Here is a 23,653-nt window from a genome sequence, read left to right on the forward strand (position 1 = left end):
CCTGAGGAAAGGGCGTGAAAAGGTGCGTCATTTTTTGAGTCAGTCCATTTGTCTACAATCTGGAACGGATTCGATGTACATCGAATCCGTTTTTTTGTTGCGCGTAAGCAGAAGATGCATCAGATGAAAAAATCGTGTACGCTAAACGATGAGGTGATAGAAGTGAAACCAGTAAAGTACTCGGTGTCATTACGACAGGTGACGACGATTGAAGATGGTCCGATGCGTGAATCGGTCGAACTTGAGGCGGACGGCACGTTGTTCGAAACAAAGGATGGTTTTGCCGTGAAATTCGTTCAACCGGATGAACAACCGATTGATACGACGATCAAATGGTCAAAAGACCAGATCGCCCTGAATCGCAAAGGTCCTATTGCGATGCATCATGTTTTCATTTTAAAAGAGACGACTAAAAGCCAGTATGGCAGTCAGTTCGGTCAAATGTTGATGGAGACAGACACGGAGACGATTGAGATGAAACCGCAGCAGATGAAGTTTCGCTATACATTAAAAATGAATGGACAAGCAGTCGGTACGTATACGATTGATTTAACTTGGAAACGGAGTGAGACGAATGGCATTTGAACAAACAGTACGTCAAATGGAACAGATGTTGGAAGAGGAATGGTTCGAGTGGCTCGAGAACGATGAGCCGCGCTACAACGAATGGCGTGATCAACTCGAAGGACTCGCAGAGCAGGTCATCACGGAATACAATCCGAAGGTCGATCCGGAGTCAATCGATACGCTACTTTTAATCAATGAAGAATTACCTGTCTTATACGGTGAAGATACCGTCATGCTGTATACAGCGCTTTTGAAAGCACGTCAGGAAGACGATCAAGTATATGAGCGTTACTTGACGATCCTGGGTGCGTTTGCAGACGAACAGCATCCAGCGATCCGTGAAGTCGAAAAGTTAGTCGCAAAAAAGGATTATAAAAATGCCTTCGCACGTGCAGTCCGTCTGCCACAGTCGCTCGGTCTAGAATAAACAATCAGTGGACCATCTTGTTTTAGACAAGGTGGTCTTTTTAGGAGGAAGCGTCATGTATCCACTCTATCGAATCATCGTCGCGATCATCCGGAAGGGCGATCAACTGCTCATTGTCAACAATCAATCGGGTCAGGACAATCGGTGGAGCTTACCCGGTGGACAGATTGAAGCTGGGGAGACACTCGAGCAAGCACTTCGTCGTGAGGTTGCTGAAGAGACTGGCTTGGCAGTCACATCATCGTCGTTTGTCTTCTTGACGGAGAACTTCATGCCAACTTATCAAGCGCACAGTCTCGTCACTTATTTTGATTGCGAGGTGAGCGGAGTACTCGATCCGAATGATCCTGATGAAGAAATTAGCGAGACGAAGTGGATCAATCAAAGGGAGCTAACGGAATACATCACAAGTGAGGATGTCCGTCTTCCGTTATATACATACTTAACAGAACAACACAAAGGTTATTATATGTTTGAAGAGATGAAGTGGTAAGCAAAAGAACGGATCATCCTTATGAAGGAATGTATCCGTTCTTTTTGCTTAGAATGTCCTATTAGACGAAGGAAATCTTGCTAAGCATGTCTATCGAACAATCGCACGTGACAATTTACTTTTAATAGATTCAACTCATTTTTTATATCATATTGAGCCAATCAATCGAAAGAGAATTTATTTAAAAATTTATGAATGAATAGTCATTCATTATATGCTATACTCATTTCAACACAACTGCTTTAGGGGGAAAGGGGTTTGTTCGAACATGAATACATTTTTAATCATCAACTGGATTGCCTTCCTACTCGTCATCGGTTATGCAGGCTATCTGTTCACATCACTTGTCAAAAGTCGTTACGCCGCCATTAAACGGGGGAAAAAGGCGGAATGGACGCTGACGAATAAAGAACGACTAGACGCAGTTTTAGTTAACGTCTTTGGTCAAAAGAAACTATTAAAAGATAAGAAAAGTGGCGCCATCCACGTCATGATGTTCTATGGATTCTTACTCGTTCAATTCGGAGCGATTGATTTTATCTGGAAAGGACTTGCCATCGGTCAGCGTTTTCCGCATGTCCCGCTCGGTCCACTTTATCCATTTTTTACATTCTTTCAAGAAATCGTCATGCTCGTCATCTTGATTGCCGTCGTCTGGGGTTTTTATCGCCGGTATGTCGAGAAGCTCGTCCGTCTGAAGCGAAATTTCTTAGCAGGTCTTGCCTTGATCTTCATCGGTGGCTTGATGGTTGCCGTCCTCTTCGGAAACGGATTCTTCCTTGTCTATGAGAACCACTCGACGCTCGGTGAACCCGTCGCTTCAAGCATTGCGTTCTTATTCGGCTGGGTACCAGAATCGGTCGCTTTCGGATTATTCGTCTTCTTCTGGTGGGCGCATCTTTTGTTCTTACTTAGCTTCATGGTCTACATCCCACAAGGTAAGCATGCGCACTTGATTGCCGGTACAGCAAACGTCTGGCTCGGTCGGACATCGAAGGTTGGTCGTTTGGCACCGATTGATCTATCCGTCATGGAAGAAGCAGAAGACGACGAAGCGGAATTCAGCTTCGGGGTCAATCGGATTGAAGATTTCAATCAAAAGCAACTCGTTGATCTATATGCCTGCGTCGAGTGCGGTCGCTGTACGAACATGTGCCCAGCAAGCGGAACTGGGAAGATGTTGTCACCGATGGATTTGATCGTTAAATTACGGGACCATCTCAACATGAAAACGGCAGCGATCACTCAACGTTCACCATGGGCACCTGCTTTTGCGTTCGAAGGATCGCAAGGAAATCAGATTGCTTCGCTCGCAGCAGCCGGACAGATGGATATCGTCCCGGATTCATTGATTGGGAACGTCATTACGGAAGAAGAAATTTGGGCGTGTACGACGTGCCGAAACTGTGAGGATCAGTGTCCGGTCATGAACGAACATGTTGATAAAATCATCGACCTCCGTCGCCATCTCGTCATGATGGAAGGCAAGATGGATCCGGAAATGCAGCGGACGATGGCAAACATCGAACGTCAAGGTAATCCATGGGGGATGAACCGAAAAGAGCGCGAAAACTGGCGGGAAAACCGTGATGAACTCGTCGTTCCGACAGCGAAAGAAAAGAAGAAAGCAGGCGAAGAGTTCGAGTACCTGTTCTGGGTCGGGGCGATGGGATCGTACGATAACCGGAGTCAAAAAATCGCGATGGCGTTTGCCCGTATTCTGAACGAGGCAAATATCTCGTTTGCGATTCTCGGAAACGATGAGAAGAACTCAGGCGATACACCACGTCGAATCGGTAACGAAGTCTTGTTCCAAGAACTCGCGGAAGCAAACATCAAATCATTTGAGAAGTATGGCGTCAAAAAGATCGTCACGATTGATCCGCATGCCTACAATACATTCAAAAATGAGTACCCAGACTTCGGACTCAGTCTGGATGTCGAAGTCTATCACCATACCGAATTGCTCGCTCGTCTGATTGATGAGAAACGCATTACACCGTTACATGAAGTCAAAGAGCGGGTCGTCTATCACGATTCGTGTTACCTCGGTCGATACAATGATATTTACGACGCACCGCGTTATATTCTCGAGAAGATTCCAGGCATCACACTCGTCGAGACAGAACGTAACCGAGAAAAAGGCATGTGTTGTGGTGCTGGTGGCGGCATGATGTGGCAAGAAGAAAAAGTTGGTGCACGTGTCAACGTCGCGCGGACGGAACAATTGTTGACCGTCCAACCATCCGTCATCGGGTCAGCATGTCCGTACTGTTTGACGATGCTTAGTGACGGTACGAAGGCGAAGGAAGTGGATGAAGCGGTCGCTACGTATGATGTCGTCGAATTATTAGAACGGTCGATCGTTGGTATAGCGGTCGAAGAGCCAATTGCCACCGTTTAAAATTAGAAGTGTATAAACGATTATTCTCGTATCAACGGGAGTAATCGTTTTTTTATTAAAAGCATGACGTTTTACTGTACGGTTTTGACATGATAAAATAAAAGGACTAACTATGGAAAGGAGGTGAGAATCTTTTGGGAAGGCGTTACTTCGAATCGGTCAGGTCGCGGAGACCACCGGCTTATCAAAACGAACGATCGATTATTACACATCACTCGGTCTCTTAACATCAGAGCGTACTGCATCGGGTTACCGTTTGTATGACGAATCTGTCATTCATCAAATCGAAAAGATTGAATATTTGAAGTCTCAACGGCTTTCCCTGCAAGAGATTCTTGCTTCTTTTACGGAACGAGAACAAAAAACAGGAGAGACGATTTATCAGGAAGTACAACAATTACAGACGACGGTTGAAGGACTCGAGCAACGTTTGTTGCAGTCGACGGAAGTCGAAAAACAAGCGATTCGCTTAGAACTGTCCCGACGTCTGACATTGATTGCTTCTCTGATTGCACAGCTTTAATACAAAACAATGGAGGTGACCCCTGTTTAGGGGATTTTGAATACTATATTATTCATCAATTTATTTTTAGTGGTGTTGTTGATCGTGTTGACGGCGTTCTTCGTCGGATCGGAATTCGCTGTCGTCAAAGTGCGGATGTCGCGTTTGGATCAGATGATCCAGGAAGGCAATAAAAGTGCGGTCCTTGCGAAAAAAATCGCCGGTGATCTTGATTATTACTTGTCTGCCTGTCAGCTCGGTATTACCGTCACAGCACTTGGTCTCGGGGCACTTGGAGAACCGACAGTCGAAAAGATCTTGCATCCGGTCTTCGATGACTTCGGGATCTCTGCTGCTGTTTCGACACTCTTGTCGTTTGGTATCGCATTTGTATCCGTAACGTTCTTACACGTCGTCATCGGCGAACTTGCTCCGAAGACACTCGCGATTCAGTATGCAGAACGCATGACATTGTTATTTGCTCGTCCGCTGTATGTGTTCGGGAAGATCATGTATCCGTTCATCTGGTTACTCAACGGTTCAGCACGCCTGTTCCTTGGTCTGTTCGGTGTCAAACCAGCAGGACATGAACAAGCCCACTCAGAAGATGAATTGAAAATCATCATGGCGCAAAGTTTCCAAAGTGGTGAAATCAATCAGACGGAACTTGCTCTCATGCAGAACGTCTTCGCCTTTGACGAGCATATTGTCAAAGACTTAATGGTTCCACGGATGCGGATGGAGACGATCTCGGAACGTTTGACGAAGAACGAACTGATGGAAATCTTCATGGATAATCCGTATACGCGTTATCCGGTCACAGAAGAGAACGATAAAGACCGGATTCTTGGATACGTCAACGTCAAGGAAGTCTTGACGGATTTTGCGAACGGGAACGAACATCCGGTGACACATTACGTCAAGGAACTACCGGTCGTTTCTGAAGTAACATCACTTCAGGACACATTGCGGAAGATGAAACGGACCCGGACACACCTCGTACTCGTCGTCGATGAATATGGTGGAACAGCAGGACTCGTCTCGATGGAAGACTTACTCGAAGAAATCGTCGGTGAAATCCGTGATGAATTCGATGCAGATGAAGTCGAAGAAATCGAACAAATCAAATCTGACGAATTTTTACTGGACGGTACTGTATTACTCGTGGATTTAGAAGAACGTTTCAACATTCGATTTACGAACGTCGAGGACGTGGATACGATCGGCGGCTGGATTCAGATGCACAACATTGATCTTCAACCCGGTGAGCACATCGATACACCAGACTTTTCGGTTGAAGTAATGGAGATGGAGAACTATCAAATCAATCGCGTCAAGATTTGGTTGCATCCAGCTGAACAAGTAGAAGCAGAAGGATAAGATGGTCGGTTCCTCATCGAGGAGCCGATTTTTTTATATCACATCAGTCAAAAAATTAAGAACTTGCGGATTGTGTGAACTTTCAGCGGTCATGATAGGAGAATGGTGGAGTGAGCGGGAATGTAATCTACAACTACCGTATTGTCGATTCGCGTCCTATGAAACGAGGAGGTATTCCGTGCTTGATCAGATTCCATTCTTACTGAGTCGTTTAGGTATGTTAGCACTGTTAGCCTTTCTATTGTCCCAGTGGCGCATTTCTCGATACATATTCAAGATGGACCGCGGGATGAATGTACCACTTCTTTTAGCATTCGTATCATCTGGTATTTTAATGAACTATGCGGGAATCGTGCTTTCGAATGATACAACGATCGATCCGTTACTCGGGTTATCCGTCAAAAAGGATGCTTTATTACTTGATACACGTTTAGCAGTCATCGTGACGAGTGGTCTGATCGGTGGACCAATCGTCGGTGGGATCACAGGATGTCTAGTCGGGTTGCACCGCTATTTACTCGGTTCTCTAGGGGCAGAAGCAGGTTGGATCATTGCGATGATAGCTGGGCTCGTGAGTGGATGGTACCGGAAACGTTGGCGCTTACGGGATGACTATGCCTTGATTCCACCAGTCGGCATCGTCTTAGTCGCATTGTTCTTTGAAAGTGGAATCACGTTGTTGCTGGCTCCAGACACGACGCCGGCGCTTGATTTAATCAGTCATGCGGTGTTTCCGCTATTATTTGCGAACACATGTGGTGTCATACTGTTTATCATGATTTTACGAACGCAACTTCGACTCGAAGGTGATCTCTTCGTCCGACAAACGGAGCGTTCTGATCGGTTATTACAAGCGTTGCAACCCTTACGAAAGCAGGGGTTGACGTCAGAAGTCGCCCGACAAATCGGAGCGACATTATTAAAGGAGACGAAAATGCAACGTGTCGTCTTGCTCGGAGCGACGGAAGTCGTCATCGATATGACGGAACAGCAACCTGCTGTCTGTGGCGAACAACCGAGACGTGAGGAACAACAATGGATCGAGGCAGAAGAACCCGTCCGACAGGAAGATGAACTGACGGGACAGATTCTAAGCTTTCATCCAATACGCATCAACGGTCAAAAGGCGGGTGTCATCTGTTATTTCTCGAAAGATCTATTTGACGATACGGTCGAGCGAATGACGGAACAACTTGTCCGTTTATTAGCGCGAGAGTTATACATGCACCGAGAAGAGCAGTTGCTCCGATTAAGCGGTAGAAAGATGAAACCTATGTTACACGTCAGTTATCTCAAAGGCATCATCGAAGAAATTCAGCGGACAGCCGATCCCGGAACTCCTGTAAAACATCAACTGAATGCGTTGCTTCAACTTTTGACGACAGCGACGCGGCACGATGAACATCCACTGCGTGAGGAACTAGCGACGCTAAAAGCTTATCTATCGCTCGAAGGTACACGCCGCCGTCCGAATCAATTGACATCCGCTGATATCACGGTCGATCTCGACATCGAGACTTCCGTTGAGGAATACTTCGTTTTCCCGTTCCTAGTGACACAGCTTGTCGATAATGCACTACGTCACGCGTTCGTAAAGGCAGGACGGCATCACCGGATTGATGTCCGCGCCTTTAAGTCGACGACGGGTTGGGTCATCGAAGTCGCAGACAATGGGCAAGGAATGCCGTTTGCTGTGATGCAACAACTGGATCAAAAAGAATCAGGTGATTCGAATCTGTTCTTGATTCGACGCGCACTGGAGGTGACATATGGTCCGGCTGCGTCACTACGCGTCTATTCCATTATCCATCAAGGAACACGAATCGAAGTCCGGCTACCTTTTCCATCGCCTTGACGACAGTGGCACTTTGCTACTGTTGTTTTTTTGTGTTGCTTCAAGGGTAAATAGGAAAACAGCAAAACGTATTGTACAGGAGGAAGCAGATGATGATTACGACAACAGAAGTGGGTCAACTAGAAGATCAGTACTTGTTACGGTTCACGTTAGAGAATGTTCATGGACATAGTGTCGATATCTTGAACCGAGGCGCAAAAATTCTTGCGATACGGGTTCCAGATCAGCAAGGGATGATTGAAAACGTCGTACTCGCATTTGATGACCTGTCAGAATACCAGGATGATCCACACCATTTAGGCGCAACGATCGGACGTGTCGGAGGACGAATCGCGAACGGAGCGTTCGCGCTCGAAGGAATGACGTATGTACTTGAACAAAATGAAGGCGAGCATCATCTTCACGGGGGAAGCGAGAATTGGGCGAACCGGATGTTCACGCACGAAATCAACGATGACCGACTTGTCCTACGATTAGATAGTCCGAATGGAGAGAACGGCTACCCAGGTCACTTATCGTTTGAGTTGACCTTCGAATGGACAGACGAGAACGTCCTGCATGTTCATTATGAAGCGGAGACGACGGCCTCGACACCGTTCAGTCCGACGAATCATACGTACTTCAATTTGACGGGTGAGGCGAAGACGACAATCGAACAGCACGTCCTGCGAATGGACGCCCCTTTTTATATTCCGTTGACGAAAGATGCCGTACCGACCGGTGACATTCTCCCGGTAACAGACACCGTTTTTGATTTTCTCGATGCCCGTTTTCTACATGAAGTCACACACGCACCAGACGAACAACTTCGTCAAGCGGGTAGCGGGGTGGATCATCCCTTCCTGCTTAGAGAAGGTGGGGAAATCGTTCTTGACGAACCAATCAGCGGGCGGCGGTTACGGGTCGTAACCGACCAACCGGGGGTCGTCGTCTACACGGCCAATCACTTGTCAGGCGAGTTCACGATTTGTGGAAGACGGGCAACGCCGTACCTGGGCATCTGTTTTGAGACACAAGGGCTGCCGGATGCGATCAATCAACCAGATTTCCCTTCCGTCGTCTTGCGTGCCGGTGAGCACTATCATAAGCGTACATCGTTTCATTTTCAGATGATGTCATGAGGTATCTTGCGATTTCCACTCCTGTATATGGTAGGATAGAGCAAGAAGAATCTAACGGAGGCTAAGGAAAATGACTAAAATTGCATGGGTGACTGATAGTATGGCCTATTTCACGAAGGAAGAGGCGGAAGCGATCGGCGTCAATGTCGTGCCGATTCAAATTTTACTTGGTGATACGGCGTATCAAGAGAATGCCATTACGGTCGAGCGTCTGTTTCGTGCCCTGGATGCGGACAAAAAGCTGATTGCAAAAACTTCACAACCGATCTTTGGGGAGTTCGTTGGAACATATGAACGTCTGAAAGAAGAAGGCTATGACTGTGCCATTGCAGTGCACTGTACGAATGGGCTCTCAAGTACCGTCCAAAGTTCAGCATCAGCAGCGGAAGCAGCCAGTTTCCCGGTTCATATCATCGACTCGCATACAGCGTTTGAGAACCAACAAGAGTTCATTCGTTACGGGATGGAGCTCGCGGCACAGGGGAAATCCGTCGAGGAAATCGTCGCAGCCTTACAAGCGTTGACGAAAAAGACCCATTTCTATATGATCGTCGGTAATATGGAAACGATGCGCCGGGGTGGACGTGTCTCATCCGGTGACTTGTTCCTTGCGAACCTACTCAGCATCAAACCGATCATCACGACGGATGAAGCAGGAAAAATCGTACCATTCAAAAAAGCACGTTCTTTAAAGAAAGCTTACATCGAAATGGTTAAACAAATCGATGAATCGATGCGTCAGCACACGTTCTATAAGAACCGGATTTATGTCGCGACGACGATGGCACCGGAAATGGCAGCGGAACTGCGGCAGCAAGTCGCAGCGAAGTTCCCGGATTTGACGATTCTCGAGGGCACGTTCGGACCAGCAATCGGGACGCATGCCGGAGCAGAGACGGTTGGTCTATTCTGGATGAATGATTAAATTAAAACGGATACGACAAGAGGCGACGGATTTTCCGTCGCCTCTTGTTTTGTTCAAGCTGTAAGTGTGATTCCAAGGAAAGCTGCAAGAATTCCGAAACCGTAGCTTGAGATGAGATAGAGGGTAAGTACTTTACGATTTCCGTCCTGAAATAACTGCAACGTCTCGATTTTGAACGTTGAGAACGTTGTAAATGATCCAAGGAAACCGGTACCTAAGAGTAACGTCCATGTCGTATCCAGATGCGCACCGATGACGAGACCAAGCAAAAACGAACCGATTACGTTAATCAGGAACGTCGCTAGTGGAAATTCATGTTTCCAAAACGTCTTCATCCATTGACTGACAGCAAAGCGACTGATAGCACCACAAAAAGCACCGATGGCGAGGGCGAGTAATGTCATTCAGTCACGTCCTTTCGTCACGTAACGCAGTCGTCTTGTCCCAAGAGCGTAACCGAGATAAGACAGGAACAGACCACCAAATAAGCTGACGAGCACGTAGAGAAGCGCATCCGCTAGATGACGTTCGTTGAGTAACGTCACGGTCTCGACGCTAAATGTCGAAAACGTCGTAAATGAGCCGATGAAGCCTGTTCCGATGGCAGTGATCACATATTGATGCAAGAGTTTTGTTCGAAATAAAAAATGTGTCGCATAGCCGAGCAGAAAGCTACCGATCAAGTTGATCGCAAGCGTGGGCCACGGGAAAGGACCGACTGTAAAGTCGCCAATCAGCAGTCCGAGTCCATAACGTGCAAAGGCACCGAGAATACCTGCGAGACCTACGAGTACATAGAGCATAGGAATCCTCTTTTCTAAAAAAAAGTCTACGTTAAACGTACTCCCGCTCTCAAGAAAGCGTCAAGAAAAAAAGTCATCCGAGGAACTTAACGATTGAATTCATTCTGCCGATGAACAATTGTATGAGTTTACTATGATGAAGGAGTTTGAACAAGATGGTATCTGCCCTCGAGCAACAAAGTACAAAGATTTTGTCCCGCCTGATTGCAACGTTGATTACGATTGCGCACCCATTGATTTTCTTATTTGCCCAAATGAATTACGTTCCGATCAGTGTGTTTTATCAATTTTTAGTCGGTGGTCTGATCTTGACGGTCGCGTTGCTTGTCGGCAACCGCCTCCTCGGACATCGTCCGAGCGGGAAATATGTTCAAGTGACATTAACGTATCTCGTCCTCGCCTTGGTTTTGACGACATTACCGTCCCCAAGTATCTGGACGATTGCTTACCTTTATTTGACGATTTCAATCGTCTATTTGATTCCGCGTCTGGTCATTCTCGCCGGAATCCTTGGATTGGTTGAAATGGCAGTATTCACAGTGCTTGGAACGATTGTCTTTACGAATACGTTCGATTTGATCGTCGCGTACGTCATTTACTTGATGATTTTCTCAGCGGCTGTCTTCGTTGCTGTTTTTGGACGGAACATCATGCTAACCGTCCGAAAAGAACAAGAACGGTCGGAAGCATACGCAACAACATCACAAATTGCCCTGAAACAAACGGCAGCAACCGCAACGGAAGTGACGACGTTCACAGAAGAAATGAGTGAAACGGTCGACGCGGCGAAGGATTCGTTCAGTCAGGTCGATTTAGCGATGCAACAGTTAGCAAGTGAAGCAGCAGGTAGCGTTCAAGCGATTCGTGAAATCCGTCAATTGAACGAACAACAAGTCAATCGGATGGAGGAAGTGACGGTATCGGTCGACCGTGCCCTCAAGCGAAGCTCCTCATCACGGACGACAGCTGAACAAAGCAGACAGACGATCGGTCTTGCTGGACAATCCCTGCACCAATTAACGACGAGCATGGATGAGTCGGTCACGTCGTTCGGACAGCTTGCTGGGCGTTTCCAGGAAATCGTCGCTATCACGTCGACTATTAATGCGATTGCGACGCAAACGAACCTGCTTAGTCTTAACGCGTCGATCGAAGCGGCTCGTGCGGGCGAGTTCGGAAAAGGTTTTACGGTCGTTGCGCAAGAAATTCGTAATCTATCATCACAGACGGCAGAAGCGTCGAAGGAAATCAATTCGATCATCGAACGTGTTGAGCAGGACGTTACGCAAACCGGAAACTCGATTCATGCGAGCACAACACTGCTACGTGAACAAGAAGAACGGATGGCAGAGAGTCAATTGGCGCTACAGACGATTGAGACGGATACAACGGAAGTCGTTGGTTCGATCCAGTCGGCGCAGACTCAGTTCGCGACGATGACAAGTAGTCTTACTGCTATCACGACAGCAACCAGTCAACTCGACACGTTCATGAATGCCTTGCTCGCGCAAAGTGAGTCATTATCAGGTCTGACACGTCATCAAGTCGGACAGATCATGGAACTGCAACAGGCGATTCATGCCTTGAACGAGACGGCGTCCACCCTTCAGCAAACGAATCGTTAACGAAACAGCTCCTCATTGATCAGTGAGGAGCTGTTGTCTATCCTCAGACTGTTTGTTGGTGGAACGGACGGGGAAGAAGATAGGGAATGATTATCGAAGGAGGAGTCAACGGATGAAAGCAGCTTACATTGAACAGTATGGTGGATCGGAACAATTTAAGATCGGAGAACTGGAAAAGCCGGTCATCGGACCAGATGATGTTTTAATTGAAGTCTATGCCGCGAGCGTAAATCCGGTCGACTGGAAGTTACGAGAGGGGTACTTGCGTCAGATGCTGAGCTACGAAATGCCGCTCGTTATCGGTTGGGACGTTGCAGGAGTGATTCAGGAAGTCGGAGAAAACGTCTCGGATCTTCAAGTCGGGGACGCCGTCTTCAGTCGTCCAGAAATCGCTCGTCAAGGGACCTATGCGGAGTATGTCGCAGTTGATGCGCATTTAGTTGTGAAAAAACCAGAATCGCTCAGTTTCGCAGAAGCAGCGTCCCTTCCGCTCGTCTCGCATACAGCGTGGCAGGTCATGTTCGAAGTGATGGATGCGAAGCCAGGTGATCGGATCTTTATTGGTGCCGGATCAGGGGGCGTCGGAACGGTTGCGATCCAACTTGCGAAAGCGAACGGGTTGTACGTCATCACGTCAACAAGTACGAAAAATGTCGACTGGGTAAAATCGCTTGGAGCCGACGAAGTCATCGACTACAAACAAGAAAATCCAGCCGACCGTGTCCGGGACGTCGATTTTGTATTCGATACGATGGGCGGAGACAAGCAAGGGGAGCTCTATCAGATGCTGAAACCAAATGGCATGCTTGTTTCGATTTCCACACCACCCGATGAAGAGCAAGCGAAACAACACAATGCCCGTTCGGCCTATGTCTTCATGCAACCGACCGGTGAGCGTTTGCAACATATCGCTAAAGCCGTCGAGCGAGGCGAATTGCAGCCTGTCGTCGATCGAATCTTTGATCTCGACCAGATCAAGGAAGCACACGATTATGGCGAAGAAGGGCATGCGAAAGGAAAAATCGTCATCCGGGTCAAAGGAGAATAAGGAGAAAAGAGCGCTGAAATCAGCGTTCTTTTTTGTGTCCTGTCAATCTATTTTTCATACCTAAAACAAAAAATAACCTGGTTAAAAAAGTGTGAAGGTTAAAGGGTTGCTTCTTCCTATACTAGAGCTATCAGACGTGAGTCAGCCAAATTAAAAGGAGGAAGTAACATGAAAAAAGGATTGAAGTGGGCAGGAATCATCGTAATCGGAGCAGTTATTCTCGGAAATTTAGGGGATGATGAAGAACAAGCAGCACCGGAGAAAAAAGTAGAAGTTCAACAAGAAGCAGTTCAATCAGAAGCAAAACCAGTGAAAGCAAAGGCAGCCGCAAAGCCGGTCAAGAAAACGTACGGGATTAATGATAAGGTGAAAGTCGGTAAACTGACGTACGTCGTCAATGACGTCAAGATGGTCGATACGCTATCGAATGTCCTTGGCGAGAAGAAGACATCAGGACAATTCTTGGTCATCGGTCTGACGATTCTAAACGGAGATAAGGAAGAGCGCTTCGTCGACAGCAACATGTTTAAAGTTAACGTCGGCGATACGGAATACTCAGCCGATACGGAGCTTGATCTTTATGCGAATGAAGACGGAATGGGCTTCTTCTTAGAGACGATCAACCCGAATATCAAGAAAACTGGCAACATCGTCTTCGAATTACCGAAACAGGTGAAAAATCCGATGCTTGAAGTCTCGTCTGGCTTTGGCTGGGCAGGTGGACAATCAAAAGAGATTCAATTGACACAGTAATGAGTGACCATAGAAGAGACTCAATAAAAGAATGACGCGTCTTTTCACGCCCTTTCCTCAGGCGAGACACAAGCCAGTTTTCCTGCTTCATTTAAGCAGGAAAGCGGGTCTTGTTTGTCTCTCACAGCGCATAAATGCGCTTTTCCTGTAGGAGTGGCGTGAAACGCGTCATTCTTTTTGTTACGAGATAAGGGTGGCAGATCATCATTCTGCCACCCTTATCTTTGTGGAAACTGATTTTTGAGTCAGCCCCTTCTTGTTACCGTCCTGATTGTTGGATCGAGAGTTCAGGCGTTAATCGATCGAGTAAAGCAAGCGTCTCCGGATGAGCGGCAAGCGTCTGGTCGAGCGCGTTTCGTTCAGTTTCTAAACAAGCCAAATAACGTTGAGCCGCTTCAGCGTGCGTTGCGGGTGTCAGGACGTCATAGATTGCTTCAAGCGCAAAGCGTGGATGGTCTGGCAATGTCGTCGGAATCGTCTTTAATCCGAGTTGCGCTCGTTCAGGAACATGATGATGGAGTAATACTTTTGCGAACTTGATCAAGGCGCTACGGAGCATCTCGACTGCCCATAAGTCATTTCCCCGAGCTGCTGCTTTTTTGTATTGGAACAAGAACCAGACAGCATCGATTGCTTCATCGGTCGCTTCTTGAGCAGAAAGCGTTAAGTCACATGTATCGGTAAAGTCCGTCAACTGTTCTTGTGGATCATACAAGACACGCAATTGATCCTTATGATTCAGCGAGTCGAGCGTCACCGTAAACAAATCAATATGTAGCAGATCATCATAGACGACGATCATTTGTGGGGCGATGATATCGATCTCATCTTTCCAGATGATGGGGCGATAAACAGAAAGGTGGGACAAACGACGCGATAAGAATTTTGTTTGATGTTCTTCTGAGACGAGACAGTACAGATCGATGTCTGAATGAACATCTTCTTCTCCCCGTCCAAAAGATCCTTTTAAGAAGATGGCTTCGACTGCAGGATCTTGTTTGAGTCGAGCAACGAGTTGCTCGATCGCATGAAGTTGATGCATGAGGACTCATTCCTTTCCGAAAAACAGAAGTCTATTACGTCAGTATACGTGATAATAGACAGGTTTTTCCATGAAAAATGAGAAATCGCATCGAAATGGATTTCTCATTGAGAAGCGGAAGCGAGTTTTTCTTTCTGTTCAAGATGAAGGACATGTTGTTCCCCCCATGCATTGATGGCGTCAAGAACTGGAATGAGTGTCCGACCATAATCCGTCAGTGAGTATTCGACGCGGGGTGGGACTTCTTGATAAATCTCGCGATGGACGATATCGTTCAGTTCGAGTTCACGCAGTTGAGCCGTCAGCATCTTTTGCGTAATGTTCGGCAATTGTCGTTTCAATTCACTGAAGCGAAGCGTTCCGTGTGTGATTAAGACGAGTAAAATCGACGGCTTCCATTTTCCGGTCAAGATTTCGAGTGCTGTTTCGACCCGACAGCTTGGTGTCTCTTCCATCAGTCTTCCTCCTTCATGGTATCGTTTAGGATACTATACCACTTATTCGTGCCTACTTCCGCTTCGATCGCTTCCGCGTAATAATAGGGGTACGAGCTATTTCATTGAAGGAGGAAACACCATGTCGATTCATCCACAAATCACACTCGGTCCCGTTCGCTTGCGAATCACGGACCTCGATCGTTCGATTTCATTTTATACAACGTCACTCGGATTACGCGTGCTGACGCAAACCGATCAGTTGACGGTGCTTGGTGCACAAGATACACCACTCGTTGAACTTGAAGTCCACCCGAATGCCCGCCGTTTTCCACCAAACTCGGTCGCCGGTTTATATCATTTTGCGATTTTGCTACCGAACCGAAAAGAACTCGGCTTCGTTATCCGGAATTTGATCGAACAAGGAATCGAGATTGGTCAAGGTGACCATCTCGTCAGTGAAGCGTTTTATCTGTCGGATCCAGACGGGAATGGGATCGAAATTTATGCCGATCGTCCACGTGAGACCTGGACGTACGAAGCAAACGGAGACGTCAAGATGACGACGGATCCCGTCGATTGGCAAAGCATGCTCGTCGAAGCGGGAGAAGAAGACTGGTACGGCATGCCAAGCGATACGGTCATGGGACATGTCCATTTCCACGTCAAGACACTCGAAGCGGCGCGGGCCTTTTATGTCGACACGCTCGGCTTTGAGGTTGCGGCTGACGCTTCGCGGATGCGTGCGTTGTTCGTCGCTGCCGGCGGCTACCATCATCATATCGGTCTGAACGTCTGGTCGGGAGTCAACGCACCGACGAATCCGGAAGATGCGGTCGGACTTGTCTACTGGACGCTGCGTTATCCGGATCAAGCGACGCTTCAAGCAGCCATCGAGACATTAAAGTCTTCTGCTTATACCGTTACAGATCAAGCAGATGCTGTCTATGTTACCGATGATGCCGGAATCACTGCTCGATTGACAACGTAACCGAAAAAATCCCCTTGCGGCGAAAAATCTGCAAGGGGATTTTTTGTTTTATCGTGAAGATGATGTTGCATTGCCGTCATACCGGCTGATCAACTCATACGGTCTGACTTTATATAAGGCATGCGGGAAGTAGTGCGGATCCATCGCGTCAAGCGTCCGTAACTGGAAATGCTCCCGTTTGATGTATTCACTCAGCGAGTCACGTGTCAGCGGGAAGAAGCCGACATCCGTCGTTTCACCTTCTTGTGTCGCAAGTTCACCGCCAACCGCTTTTCCGCGGAAGCAGACACAAAGGACATGACTTGAGACATTTTGATAGATACCGGTAATCCCGTCAATCGTGACATCGACACCGGTCTCTTCTTTGACTTCCCGTTTGATCGCGTCAAGAATCGACTCGTGATTTTCGACTTGTCCACCCGGCATCTCATACGTATCACCCCGGTGGAGGTTGCGGACGAGCAAGACTTCATCGGCATCGTTCGTGATGTACGCGGTCACGCTGACGATCGCGCGAGGGGGAGCATACGTACCAGTCGACGTCATGAAATCTTCATAGGATTTGATATAGAGGTTTTTGCCGAGGCGCGCGCGCTTCTTCATCGCTTCGCGACGTAAGGCACTGTTGCGGACATCACGATCGACTTGTTCGTAATGTTCACGGTCGCGGTATTCCCAGATAGCGATGACTTCATCTTCTGCCTCCGTCACCCAGCGCCCAACAAGACGGGCACCATGACTGACTTGAAGCGGGTACAAATAGGTATGGAAAAACTCAGTGAATTCTTCTAGGCGTTCGGGACGAATCGTATAGGTCTTCCGGCGATGTAGCATGGAAATTCCTCCTATCAGATGAGCGTTCAGATGTACGCTACACCCCTTCTCGAATGGATGGAGGAAACCCTTTTTTCTCGATGTGGGAAAAGGATTTTTTATGAAAAGGGGCTGAATCCATTCATATGACGTAACAGGCTTTCCGAAATCGATGACGATTTATTTTGCTCAAAAAAGTACAGCTAAAGAAGAACTTAAGAAATGGATAGGGCTCAACTTCAGAAAAATCGGGGATACTGAAAATAGAGAGAAATAGAAAGTAGGGATACGTGATGGATATCATGGCACTCGTCCGCCTGGCTGGCGGAATCATGTTCACCCCATTGTCGGACGATGTCTTGATGATGAGTTTTGCAGCACTTCGATTACGAGAGGGGATGTACCCGGTCGTCATCTGGCTGACCGCTTGGCCGATCTTCTTCATCGCCTTTACGTGGTTTTATCTACTTGCTCGGTTCTTCCGTGAGATTCCGCTCGTCAAACGCTGGATGAAATCACGTTTCTTAGAACGAGCAGAAACGATCATTGAACGACGGGGATTATGGGCAATCGGACTATCGTTCTTCTTACCCGGCGTCAGACACCCGATTCATTATGTCGCCGGACTCCTCGGTTATCCGTTACCGCGCTATTTAGTAATGACATTCTTAGCAGCAGGCGTGTATACAGGACTCTGGACTTTTTTGATCGTCCGGATCGGAGAAGCCGTGACGTGGTCGGAGCTATGGAACTGGCTCCAGGTGAATCCAGGGATCGTCGGCTCTGTCGTGATCATTGTGATCGGTATTGCCGTCATCGGTATCGTGCATCATCGCCGTCAAAAGGATGCGGTAGAAGAGAGTTCTTCGATTTAAACGATAGGTACTACGTGAGCGAATCCATTGCTGGATTCGCTTTTTTGATGAAGTTTGATTTTATGAATATAGATAGTTTTTTGAAATAAGAAGTAACCTGCAAAAAAAGTGAAATCATTGTCAAAAAATGACGCACATCACTTCTTAAAAGCTACCTGATTTACACACTGGATTGGCAATTTATCGTCACAGGTAGTTATCTGAAACTGGATTGTAAACTCTTATACTAAGAGGTGTTCACAGAGTGGACATATTTAACTGGGGTCAAGGGGGATCACGATGAAAGAAGAACAACAAGCCAAAAGAAAGCGGCAGAGCTGGTATCAATCGATGTGGCGGTGGCATTTTTATGCAGGAATTATTTTTGCACCCATCTTTATTATTTTAGCTGTCACAGGATCGATTTATCTCTTTAAACCGCAAATTGAAGATGCCTTATATGGTGATATGATTTTCACACAAGAAACAGGTAAACCCGTCACGCTTGAGAAACAGATGGATGCGGTCAAGGATGCGTATCCGAAAGCGACGATCACGTCGATCGGTCAATTCGAAGACGCGGACCGGACGACACGGATGGGAATTCAAGTTGGGGAAAAAGCTGGATACGCCTATGTTGATCCGTACACAGCAGAAGTGACGGGACAACGGATGGGAGATGGACCTCTTGGCTTCATCAAGACGATTCACGGAGAACTGTTCGCGGGGAAAGTCGGGAACCTGCTTGTTGAACTGGCAGCTAGCTGGGCGATTATCTTATTGATCACAGGTACATATCTATTTTGGCCGCGTGGGGAACAAGGGAGCTTTAAACGCGTGTTTCTCCCTTCATTCAAGAAGTCGAAAGGATCACGTAACTTCTGGAAGGGACTGCATGGATCAGTTGCTGTCTGGTCAACGATTGGTCTTCTGATCATCATCGGTTCTGGACTAGCTTGGTCTGGTGTAGCAGGTGAATGGATCAACACGGCTGCGACGAAAACGAACTCGAACTTCCCGCAGTATGCATTTGGTCCAGATGAGACGATGCAATCGCAAATCGTCACGAAGGATATCGCACAAGATATTCCATGGGCAACACAAAACGATGTCGTCCCGACTTCTGGACCGGCAAAACCGATCTCGTTGTCAGTGACGGACATCGCAACACAAGCAAAACAACTTGGTATGGAGCGTCCTTACCAAATCAGCTTGCCACAAGGAGAACAAGGGGTTTACACACTCTCTTCCTTACATAGTGAGCCGCTGAAGGAAAAAACGATGAACGTCGATCAGTACTCAGGCAATGTCTTGTCGAACGTCACGTTTGCCGATTATGGCTTCATGGCAAAAGCCATCTCGATGGGAATCGGGTTCCACGAAGGACGTCTTTTCGGTCTATTGAATCAACTCGTTGGACTCGCACTATGTCTCGGTTTGATCTTCATCGTTGTTAGTTCGTTCGTTTTATGGTGGAAACGCCGGAATGGTGCGGGTCAATTATCGGCACCAAAACGTGCCGTCGACCAGCGTGTCAAACGAATCGTCGCACTGCTTATCGTCCTGATCAGTCTGACGATGCCACTCGCAGCGCTTTCCGTCTTTGCGATCTTGATTCTTGATTTCATTCTGTTCCGTCGCCGGACAGGGGAAGAGGAGGTGGCGGCATGAGACGAATCGTTACGACGGTCATAATCGGGAGTGCCGTGTTATTAGCGGGCTGTCAGTTCGAGACGAAAGCGGCTCCGGTCGCGATGAAAGTCGGATTGTATGCGCCGGAAAAAATGGAGGAACCTGCTAATACGACGGTGTCTGTCGAGATCGAACATCCTGATAATGTCGATGAAGTTCATGTTCAGGTGACACCATACGGCAGTGAGGAAACGGAAACATTCGAGACGACACATCGGAAAGGGCACTATGTCAGTAGTATCCCGTTCAAGCAGGCGGGGATCTATGTCGTCAACGGCATGGTGCACTCAGGTCAAGCCGTTTATACGCCAAAAACGCTCGTTCGCGTCGGCAAGGTATCTGACGCGGATTTCAAAGACGCACAAGCAAGTTTTCAGTCGAACGTGTCGACAAGTGGTGGACACGGACATCATCATTAATCATGTAAAGGTGAGCGAGCGATGAGCGATCTCACTTTCATGATGTCATATGAATATTTTAGAGAACCGAGGTAATGTCATGAATCAACCGCAAACGATGACGGAAGAGAAACAAGTCACGACGTCATCTAACAAAGTGTATCGGACGATTTGGCGGTGGCACTTTTATCTAAACTAGGCGAGAATACTCCCACTTCTAAACGATGAGGATGAAGCCTCAGTAAAAGTGCGAGATGAATCTCCAACCTCCCTTTCGGGTATATCATCTGGAAAGGAGGTACACATCATGTTGAAGCATCGTGCGTACAAGTTCAGACTATACCCGACGAAAGAGCAGAAAATCATGATTTCTAAGACGATCGGCTGTTCGCGCTTCGTCTTCAACTATTTCTTATCGAAGTGGGAAGAGACTTACAAAGAGACCGGAAAAGGGCTTTCTTACGGCTCTTGTTCGAAAGAACTTCCGTTGTTAAAACAAGAGTTTGACTGGTTGAAAGAAATTGATAGTACGTCCGTACAAACGAGCATCAAACATCTGGCAGATGCATATGACCGTTTCTTCAAGAAGCAGAACGAACGCCCACGCTTCAAGTCGAAGCGCAACCCTGTCCAATCCTATAAGACGAACATCCAAGGTAAGTCTCAACTTCCGGAAGTCTCGATTGTAGGCAACATGCTTAAACTCCCAAAGCTGAAGTGGGTCCGTTTCGCAAACTCGAAGCAGGTAGAAGGACGAATCTTGAACGCCACAATCCGACGTAACGCTTCAGGAAAATACTTCGTCTCCCTGCTCGTTGAACAGGACATCCATGAACTGCCGAAGACGGGTTCATCCATCGGCGTCGATGTCGGGTTGAAGAACTTTGCCATCCTGTCGGACGGCATGATCTACCAAAACGCCCGTTACTTCCGAACGCTGGAGAAAAAGCTGGCACGCGAGCAATGCAAGCTCTCTCGACGTCAGCGCATCGCCTTGGCTAAGAAAGTTAAGCTGTCCGAGGCAAGGAACTACCAGAAGCAGAAACGAAAGGTCGCCCGCATCCATGAAAAGATCGCCAACAAGCGCACCGACTTCCTGCACAAGGTATCCACCGAGATCGTCAAAAACCACGACGTTATCGGAATCGAGACCTTGCAGGTGAAAAACATGCAGAAGAACCGCAGGTTGAGCAAGTCCATCTCCGAGGTCAGTTGGTCAGCGTTCTTCCGCATGCTGGAGTATAAGGCAGGATGGTACGGAAAGACTGTCGTGAAGGTTGGGAAGACCTTCGCATCTAGCCAACTGTGCTCGAGTTGCGGTCATCAACACAAAGACGTGAAACATCTTGCCTTGCGTGAATGGACATGCCCGAGTTGTGGTGTCCACCACGACCGTGATGTGAACGCAGGACTGAATCTTAAACAAGAAGCCGAACGTATCCTAGCTTCTTCAACCGTCGGGACGACGGGGTTAGCCTGATCAAGTTTCGACCAATAGGTCGGATCACTCAGGAATTCACCACCTCTAATCAAAGCGAAGGTGAGGGGAGTTCAAGCTGGTATCATTTTTGCACCGTTCCTCGTTATGCTTGTCGTGACAGGATCGATCTATCTATTTAAGTCACGAATCGAAAACGTCCTGTATCAATCGTATATGAAGTCATACCGAAAGCAGATCGTATCACTGCGACAGAACAGTGTGTCGTATCTAAACCATTATCGATCAAAATGAATGTCCCGACAGACGTACAACCGGACGCGAAGAAAAAGCAGACGTTCGAAGCGACGGTCTGGTGTGAAGCCAAACCGCTTCAAAAAGTCGATTATGTTCACTTCGAAATCTGGAAAGCGGACGGAACAGTCCGCTATAGTATGGAACCGGCAGAGGAGACAAAGCCAGGTGTCTATACGATTGCGAAGGCACTACCGAAATCCGGTTTGTATTATGTCAAAGCGCATGCAAGCAGTGAAGGTACGATGATCATGCCAACACGGCAGTTCATCGTCGGTGAGTTATTGAAAGAAGATTTAAAAATCTTACAAGGTGGAGCAAAACCAGCTGGCGGAAGTAGCGGTCATCATCATTGATAGAGGCATCAAAAAGAGGCTGGGACATAACTAGCTGAATTTAACGAGAAGAAGGAATTGCCATCACTCAGGATGTGCAATTCCTTCTTTTTTCATTGTCTCGCGTCAAGTTGCCCTTCGGGCAACGCTTTGGATGAGCCATTTTCTTAAATTTACGGCCATGAGGATGAAGCCGAGCTCACGCTTCACCTTCGCTTTTCCTCTCACAGAAAAGCGAGTGAAACTCAAATTAGCCTTCAGATATCCAAAAACTGGTTCCACGTCTATCTTCCGTTTCGCATAGAGGGATCCTGTTTTTTGATCTGAAAGCCATTTTTTCATCTGTTCTTTTTGTTCTTCCCATGAAGTGTTTATGTGTACCTGTCGGTGACGACCCTCTTTGGCCTTGGTACAACGGGAGCGAAACGGGCAGCCATCACACCCTTCGCTTTCATACACCTTGAAATCACGCGTGAATCCGTACTGATCTGTTCTCTTGGACATGTAACGGAATGTTACGTCCTGTCCATTAGGGCACACAAAACGATCCGACCTTTCATCATAAGACCAGTTTGCTGTGTTAAATGGATCATTGCGCCATTTTCGAGACTTTTCTTTTTCGAACATCGTATAAGGGATGAGTGGAATGCGCCCTCGGCGCATCAGAATATCCTGATAATTCTCCTGACTCCCATAGCCGGCATCCGCAACGATATGCGGTGGTAGTGGTAAATATGAGCTGATCTCATCTAAAAAGGGAAGTAACGTCCGGGCATCCGTCGGATTCGGATAAATATCATAAGCGAGTGTGTACTGTCCTTCGGTCGCGATTTGAACGTTATAGCCTGGCTTGAGTTGTCCATTTTGCATATGATCTTCCTTCATTCGCATGAACGTCGCGTCTGTGTCTGTTTTCGAATAGCTGTTCCGTCCAGCGAGCGTCCTCTTTTGGAGGGCATATCTCTGTTTCCGCTCGCTGAAATCTGTAATCACCTTTCGAAGGAGACGTGGTTCCTTCCGTTCAGAACGTAGACGTTTTCTTTCTTGGGTATCCGAACTCGCCTCGATTTTTTGGTTGATGGAAGCGATATGTGCGTCTAAAGCTTCACCCATGTGTTCGAGTTCTGAGAGAATGAGCTCGTCCGGGCTTTCTCGTTCAATTTCCGGTAGGATGTCTTGTTCGACGAGGTTGTCATAGATACGATTCGATTTGTCCACGAGAGACGAACTATGACGTTCGATCGATTTCCGCCAAACAAAGGTGTATCGGTTCGCATTCGCCTCTAGCTTTGTACCATCGATAAAGATGGCTTCTTCATTGATTTCTCCCATCTTGACGAGATGGCAACGGAAGGTAACGAAGGCTTGCTTCAAGATTGGAGTGACTGCGGGATGCACTCGAAAACGGTTGATGGTACGATAGCTCGGCGCATTCCCTTGCGCTAGCCACATCATCCGC

Annotated in this window: 25 protein-coding genes; 19 read left to right on the plus strand and 6 right to left on the minus strand. The window is 47.4% G+C overall.

Going from position 1 to position 23,653, the window contains the following annotated elements:
- The first annotated feature begins 162 nt into the window (after window positions 1–162).
- The 9 genes from B3M90_RS14315 (at window position 163) to B3M90_RS14355 (ending at window position 9,674) form a co-directional block, all read left to right on the plus strand.
- Window positions 163–585 (plus strand): DUF1934 domain-containing protein, encoded by a 423-nt coding sequence (locus tag B3M90_RS14315; protein ID WP_290784715.1) that lies wholly within the window; start codon window positions 163–165, stop codon window positions 583–585.
- Window positions 575–994 (plus strand): hypothetical protein, encoded by a 420-nt coding sequence (locus B3M90_RS14320; RefSeq protein ID WP_050677289.1) that lies wholly within the window; start codon window positions 575–577, stop codon window positions 992–994. Before B3M90_RS14315 ends, B3M90_RS14320 begins: the two co-directional genes overlap by 11 nt.
- 55 nt (window positions 995–1,049) lie before the next feature.
- The gene (locus tag B3M90_RS14325) at window positions 1,050–1,487 is read left to right on the plus strand and encodes an NUDIX hydrolase (protein WP_290784717.1); all 438 of its coding nucleotides are present in this window, start codon (window positions 1,050–1,052) and stop codon (window positions 1,485–1,487) included.
- 268 nt (window positions 1,488–1,755) lie between these two features.
- A complete protein-coding gene (locus B3M90_RS14330; RefSeq protein ID WP_290784719.1) occupies window positions 1,756–3,891 on the plus strand; it encodes a (Fe-S)-binding protein in 2,136 nt (711 codons plus the stop codon).
- Between the two features lie 154 nt (window positions 3,892–4,045).
- The gene (locus tag B3M90_RS14335; protein ID WP_035411297.1) at window positions 4,046–4,414 is read left to right on the plus strand and encodes a MerR family transcriptional regulator; all 369 of its coding nucleotides are present in this window, start codon (window positions 4,046–4,048) and stop codon (window positions 4,412–4,414) included.
- 36 nt (window positions 4,415–4,450) lie between these two features.
- Window positions 4,451–5,773, plus strand: a complete 1,323-nt coding sequence (locus B3M90_RS14340; RefSeq protein ID WP_290784721.1) for a hemolysin family protein — start codon at window positions 4,451–4,453, stop codon at window positions 5,771–5,773.
- 178 nt (window positions 5,774–5,951) lie between these two features.
- Complete coding sequence (locus B3M90_RS14345; RefSeq protein WP_290784723.1) at window positions 5,952–7,628, plus strand: LytS/YhcK type 5TM receptor domain-containing protein; 1,677 nt, start codon at window positions 5,952–5,954, stop codon at window positions 7,626–7,628.
- A gap of 92 nt (window positions 7,629–7,720) precedes the next feature.
- Entirely contained in the window at window positions 7,721–8,749 is a 1,029-nt protein-coding gene (locus tag B3M90_RS14350; protein WP_214856343.1) for an aldose epimerase family protein, read from the plus strand.
- Between the two features lie 70 nt (window positions 8,750–8,819).
- Window positions 8,820–9,674 carry a DegV family protein gene (locus tag B3M90_RS14355; RefSeq protein WP_058265493.1) on the plus strand — a complete coding sequence of 285 codons (855 nt, stop codon included), beginning with the start codon at window positions 8,820–8,822 and terminating at the stop codon, window positions 9,672–9,674.
- A gap of 53 nt (window positions 9,675–9,727) precedes the next feature.
- On the opposite strand, the gene crcB (B3M90_RS14360) is transcribed toward B3M90_RS14355, so the two are convergent.
- Together crcB (B3M90_RS14360) and crcB (B3M90_RS14365) are read right to left on the minus strand one after the other, a co-directional pair.
- Window positions 9,728–10,078, minus strand: coding sequence for a fluoride efflux transporter CrcB (gene crcB, locus B3M90_RS14360; protein WP_214729638.1), 351 nt, complete (start codon window positions 10,076–10,078; stop codon window positions 9,728–9,730).
- Window positions 10,079–10,477: a fluoride efflux transporter CrcB gene (gene crcB, locus B3M90_RS14365; RefSeq protein WP_214856191.1), complete on the minus strand. Its 399-nt coding sequence runs from the start codon at window positions 10,475–10,477 to the stop codon at window positions 10,079–10,081.
- A 155-nt stretch (window positions 10,478–10,632) separates the two neighbouring features.
- Here crcB (B3M90_RS14365) and B3M90_RS14370 point away from each other — a divergent pair, with 155 nt between their 5' ends.
- From B3M90_RS14370 to B3M90_RS14380, 3 genes are all read left to right on the plus strand, one after another.
- Window positions 10,633–12,102, plus strand: coding sequence for a methyl-accepting chemotaxis protein (locus B3M90_RS14370; RefSeq protein ID WP_214856190.1), 1,470 nt, complete (start codon window positions 10,633–10,635; stop codon window positions 12,100–12,102).
- A 112-nt stretch (window positions 12,103–12,214) separates the two neighbouring features.
- Window positions 12,215–13,150, plus strand: coding sequence for an NADP-dependent oxidoreductase (locus B3M90_RS14375; RefSeq protein WP_214856188.1), 936 nt, complete (start codon window positions 12,215–12,217; stop codon window positions 13,148–13,150).
- A 168-nt stretch (window positions 13,151–13,318) separates the two neighbouring features.
- The gene (locus B3M90_RS14380) at window positions 13,319–13,903 is read left to right on the plus strand and encodes a DUF4352 domain-containing protein (protein WP_290757230.1); all 585 of its coding nucleotides are present in this window, start codon (window positions 13,319–13,321) and stop codon (window positions 13,901–13,903) included.
- 259 nt (window positions 13,904–14,162) lie between these two features.
- On the opposite strand, the gene B3M90_RS14385 is transcribed toward B3M90_RS14380, so the two are convergent.
- Window positions 14,163–14,945 carry a nucleotidyltransferase domain-containing protein gene (locus B3M90_RS14385; RefSeq protein WP_290784727.1) on the minus strand — a complete coding sequence of 261 codons (783 nt, stop codon included), beginning with the start codon at window positions 14,943–14,945 and terminating at the stop codon, window positions 14,163–14,165.
- A 104-nt stretch (window positions 14,946–15,049) separates the two neighbouring features.
- Window positions 15,050–15,400: a winged helix-turn-helix transcriptional regulator gene (locus B3M90_RS14390; protein ID WP_058265500.1), complete on the minus strand. Its 351-nt coding sequence runs from the start codon at window positions 15,398–15,400 to the stop codon at window positions 15,050–15,052.
- 121 nt (window positions 15,401–15,521) lie between these two features.
- Here B3M90_RS14390 and B3M90_RS14395 point away from each other — a divergent pair, with 121 nt between their 5' ends.
- Window positions 15,522–16,370 (plus strand): VOC family protein, encoded by an 849-nt coding sequence (locus B3M90_RS14395; protein WP_214856182.1) that lies wholly within the window; start codon window positions 15,522–15,524, stop codon window positions 16,368–16,370.
- Window positions 16,371–16,418: 48 nt separating this feature from the next.
- On the opposite strand, the gene B3M90_RS14400 is transcribed toward B3M90_RS14395, so the two are convergent.
- Window positions 16,419–17,204, minus strand: a complete 786-nt coding sequence (locus B3M90_RS14400) for an NUDIX domain-containing protein (protein WP_290757222.1) — start codon at window positions 17,202–17,204, stop codon at window positions 16,419–16,421.
- A 272-nt stretch (window positions 17,205–17,476) separates the two neighbouring features.
- On the opposite strand from B3M90_RS14400, the gene B3M90_RS14405 reads away from it, so the two are divergent.
- From B3M90_RS14405 to B3M90_RS14430, 6 genes are all read left to right on the plus strand, one after another.
- Window positions 17,477–18,058 carry a DedA family protein gene (locus B3M90_RS14405; RefSeq protein WP_290784729.1) on the plus strand — a complete coding sequence of 194 codons (582 nt, stop codon included), beginning with the start codon at window positions 17,477–17,479 and terminating at the stop codon, window positions 18,056–18,058.
- 279 nt (window positions 18,059–18,337) lie between these two features.
- Window positions 18,338–19,708 carry a PepSY-associated TM helix domain-containing protein gene (locus B3M90_RS14410; protein ID WP_290757216.1) on the plus strand — a complete coding sequence of 457 codons (1,371 nt, stop codon included), beginning with the start codon at window positions 18,338–18,340 and terminating at the stop codon, window positions 19,706–19,708.
- Window positions 19,705–20,148, plus strand: coding sequence for a hypothetical protein (locus tag B3M90_RS14415; RefSeq protein WP_290757213.1), 444 nt, complete (start codon window positions 19,705–19,707; stop codon window positions 20,146–20,148). The genes B3M90_RS14410 and B3M90_RS14415 overlap by 4 nt, the downstream gene beginning before the upstream one ends.
- Before the next feature lie 286 nt (window positions 20,149–20,434).
- On the plus strand, window positions 20,435–21,607 hold the full coding sequence (tnpB, locus tag B3M90_RS14420) for an IS200/IS605 family element RNA-guided endonuclease TnpB (protein ID WP_290784731.1): 1,173 nt from the start codon (window positions 20,435–20,437) through the stop codon (window positions 21,605–21,607).
- A 60-nt stretch (window positions 21,608–21,667) separates the two neighbouring features.
- Window positions 21,668–21,859 (plus strand): PepSY-associated TM helix domain-containing protein, encoded by a 192-nt coding sequence (locus tag B3M90_RS14425; protein ID WP_290784733.1) that lies wholly within the window; start codon window positions 21,668–21,670, stop codon window positions 21,857–21,859.
- A complete protein-coding gene (locus B3M90_RS14430) occupies window positions 21,856–22,215 on the plus strand; it encodes a FixH family protein (RefSeq protein ID WP_290784735.1) in 360 nt (119 codons plus the stop codon). Before B3M90_RS14425 ends, B3M90_RS14430 begins: the two co-directional genes overlap by 4 nt.
- A 105-nt stretch (window positions 22,216–22,320) precedes the next feature.
- Here the strand turns inward: B3M90_RS14430 and B3M90_RS14435 are convergent.
- Window positions 22,321–23,653: IS1182 family transposase (locus tag B3M90_RS14435; RefSeq protein ID WP_290784737.1), on the minus strand; the 1,333-nt coding region annotated here is incomplete at its 5' end.

The sequence above is a fragment of the Exiguobacterium sp. UBA6309 genome, assembly GCF_002439205.1.
GTDB lineage: Bacteria > Bacillota > Bacilli > Exiguobacteriales > Exiguobacteriaceae > Exiguobacterium_A.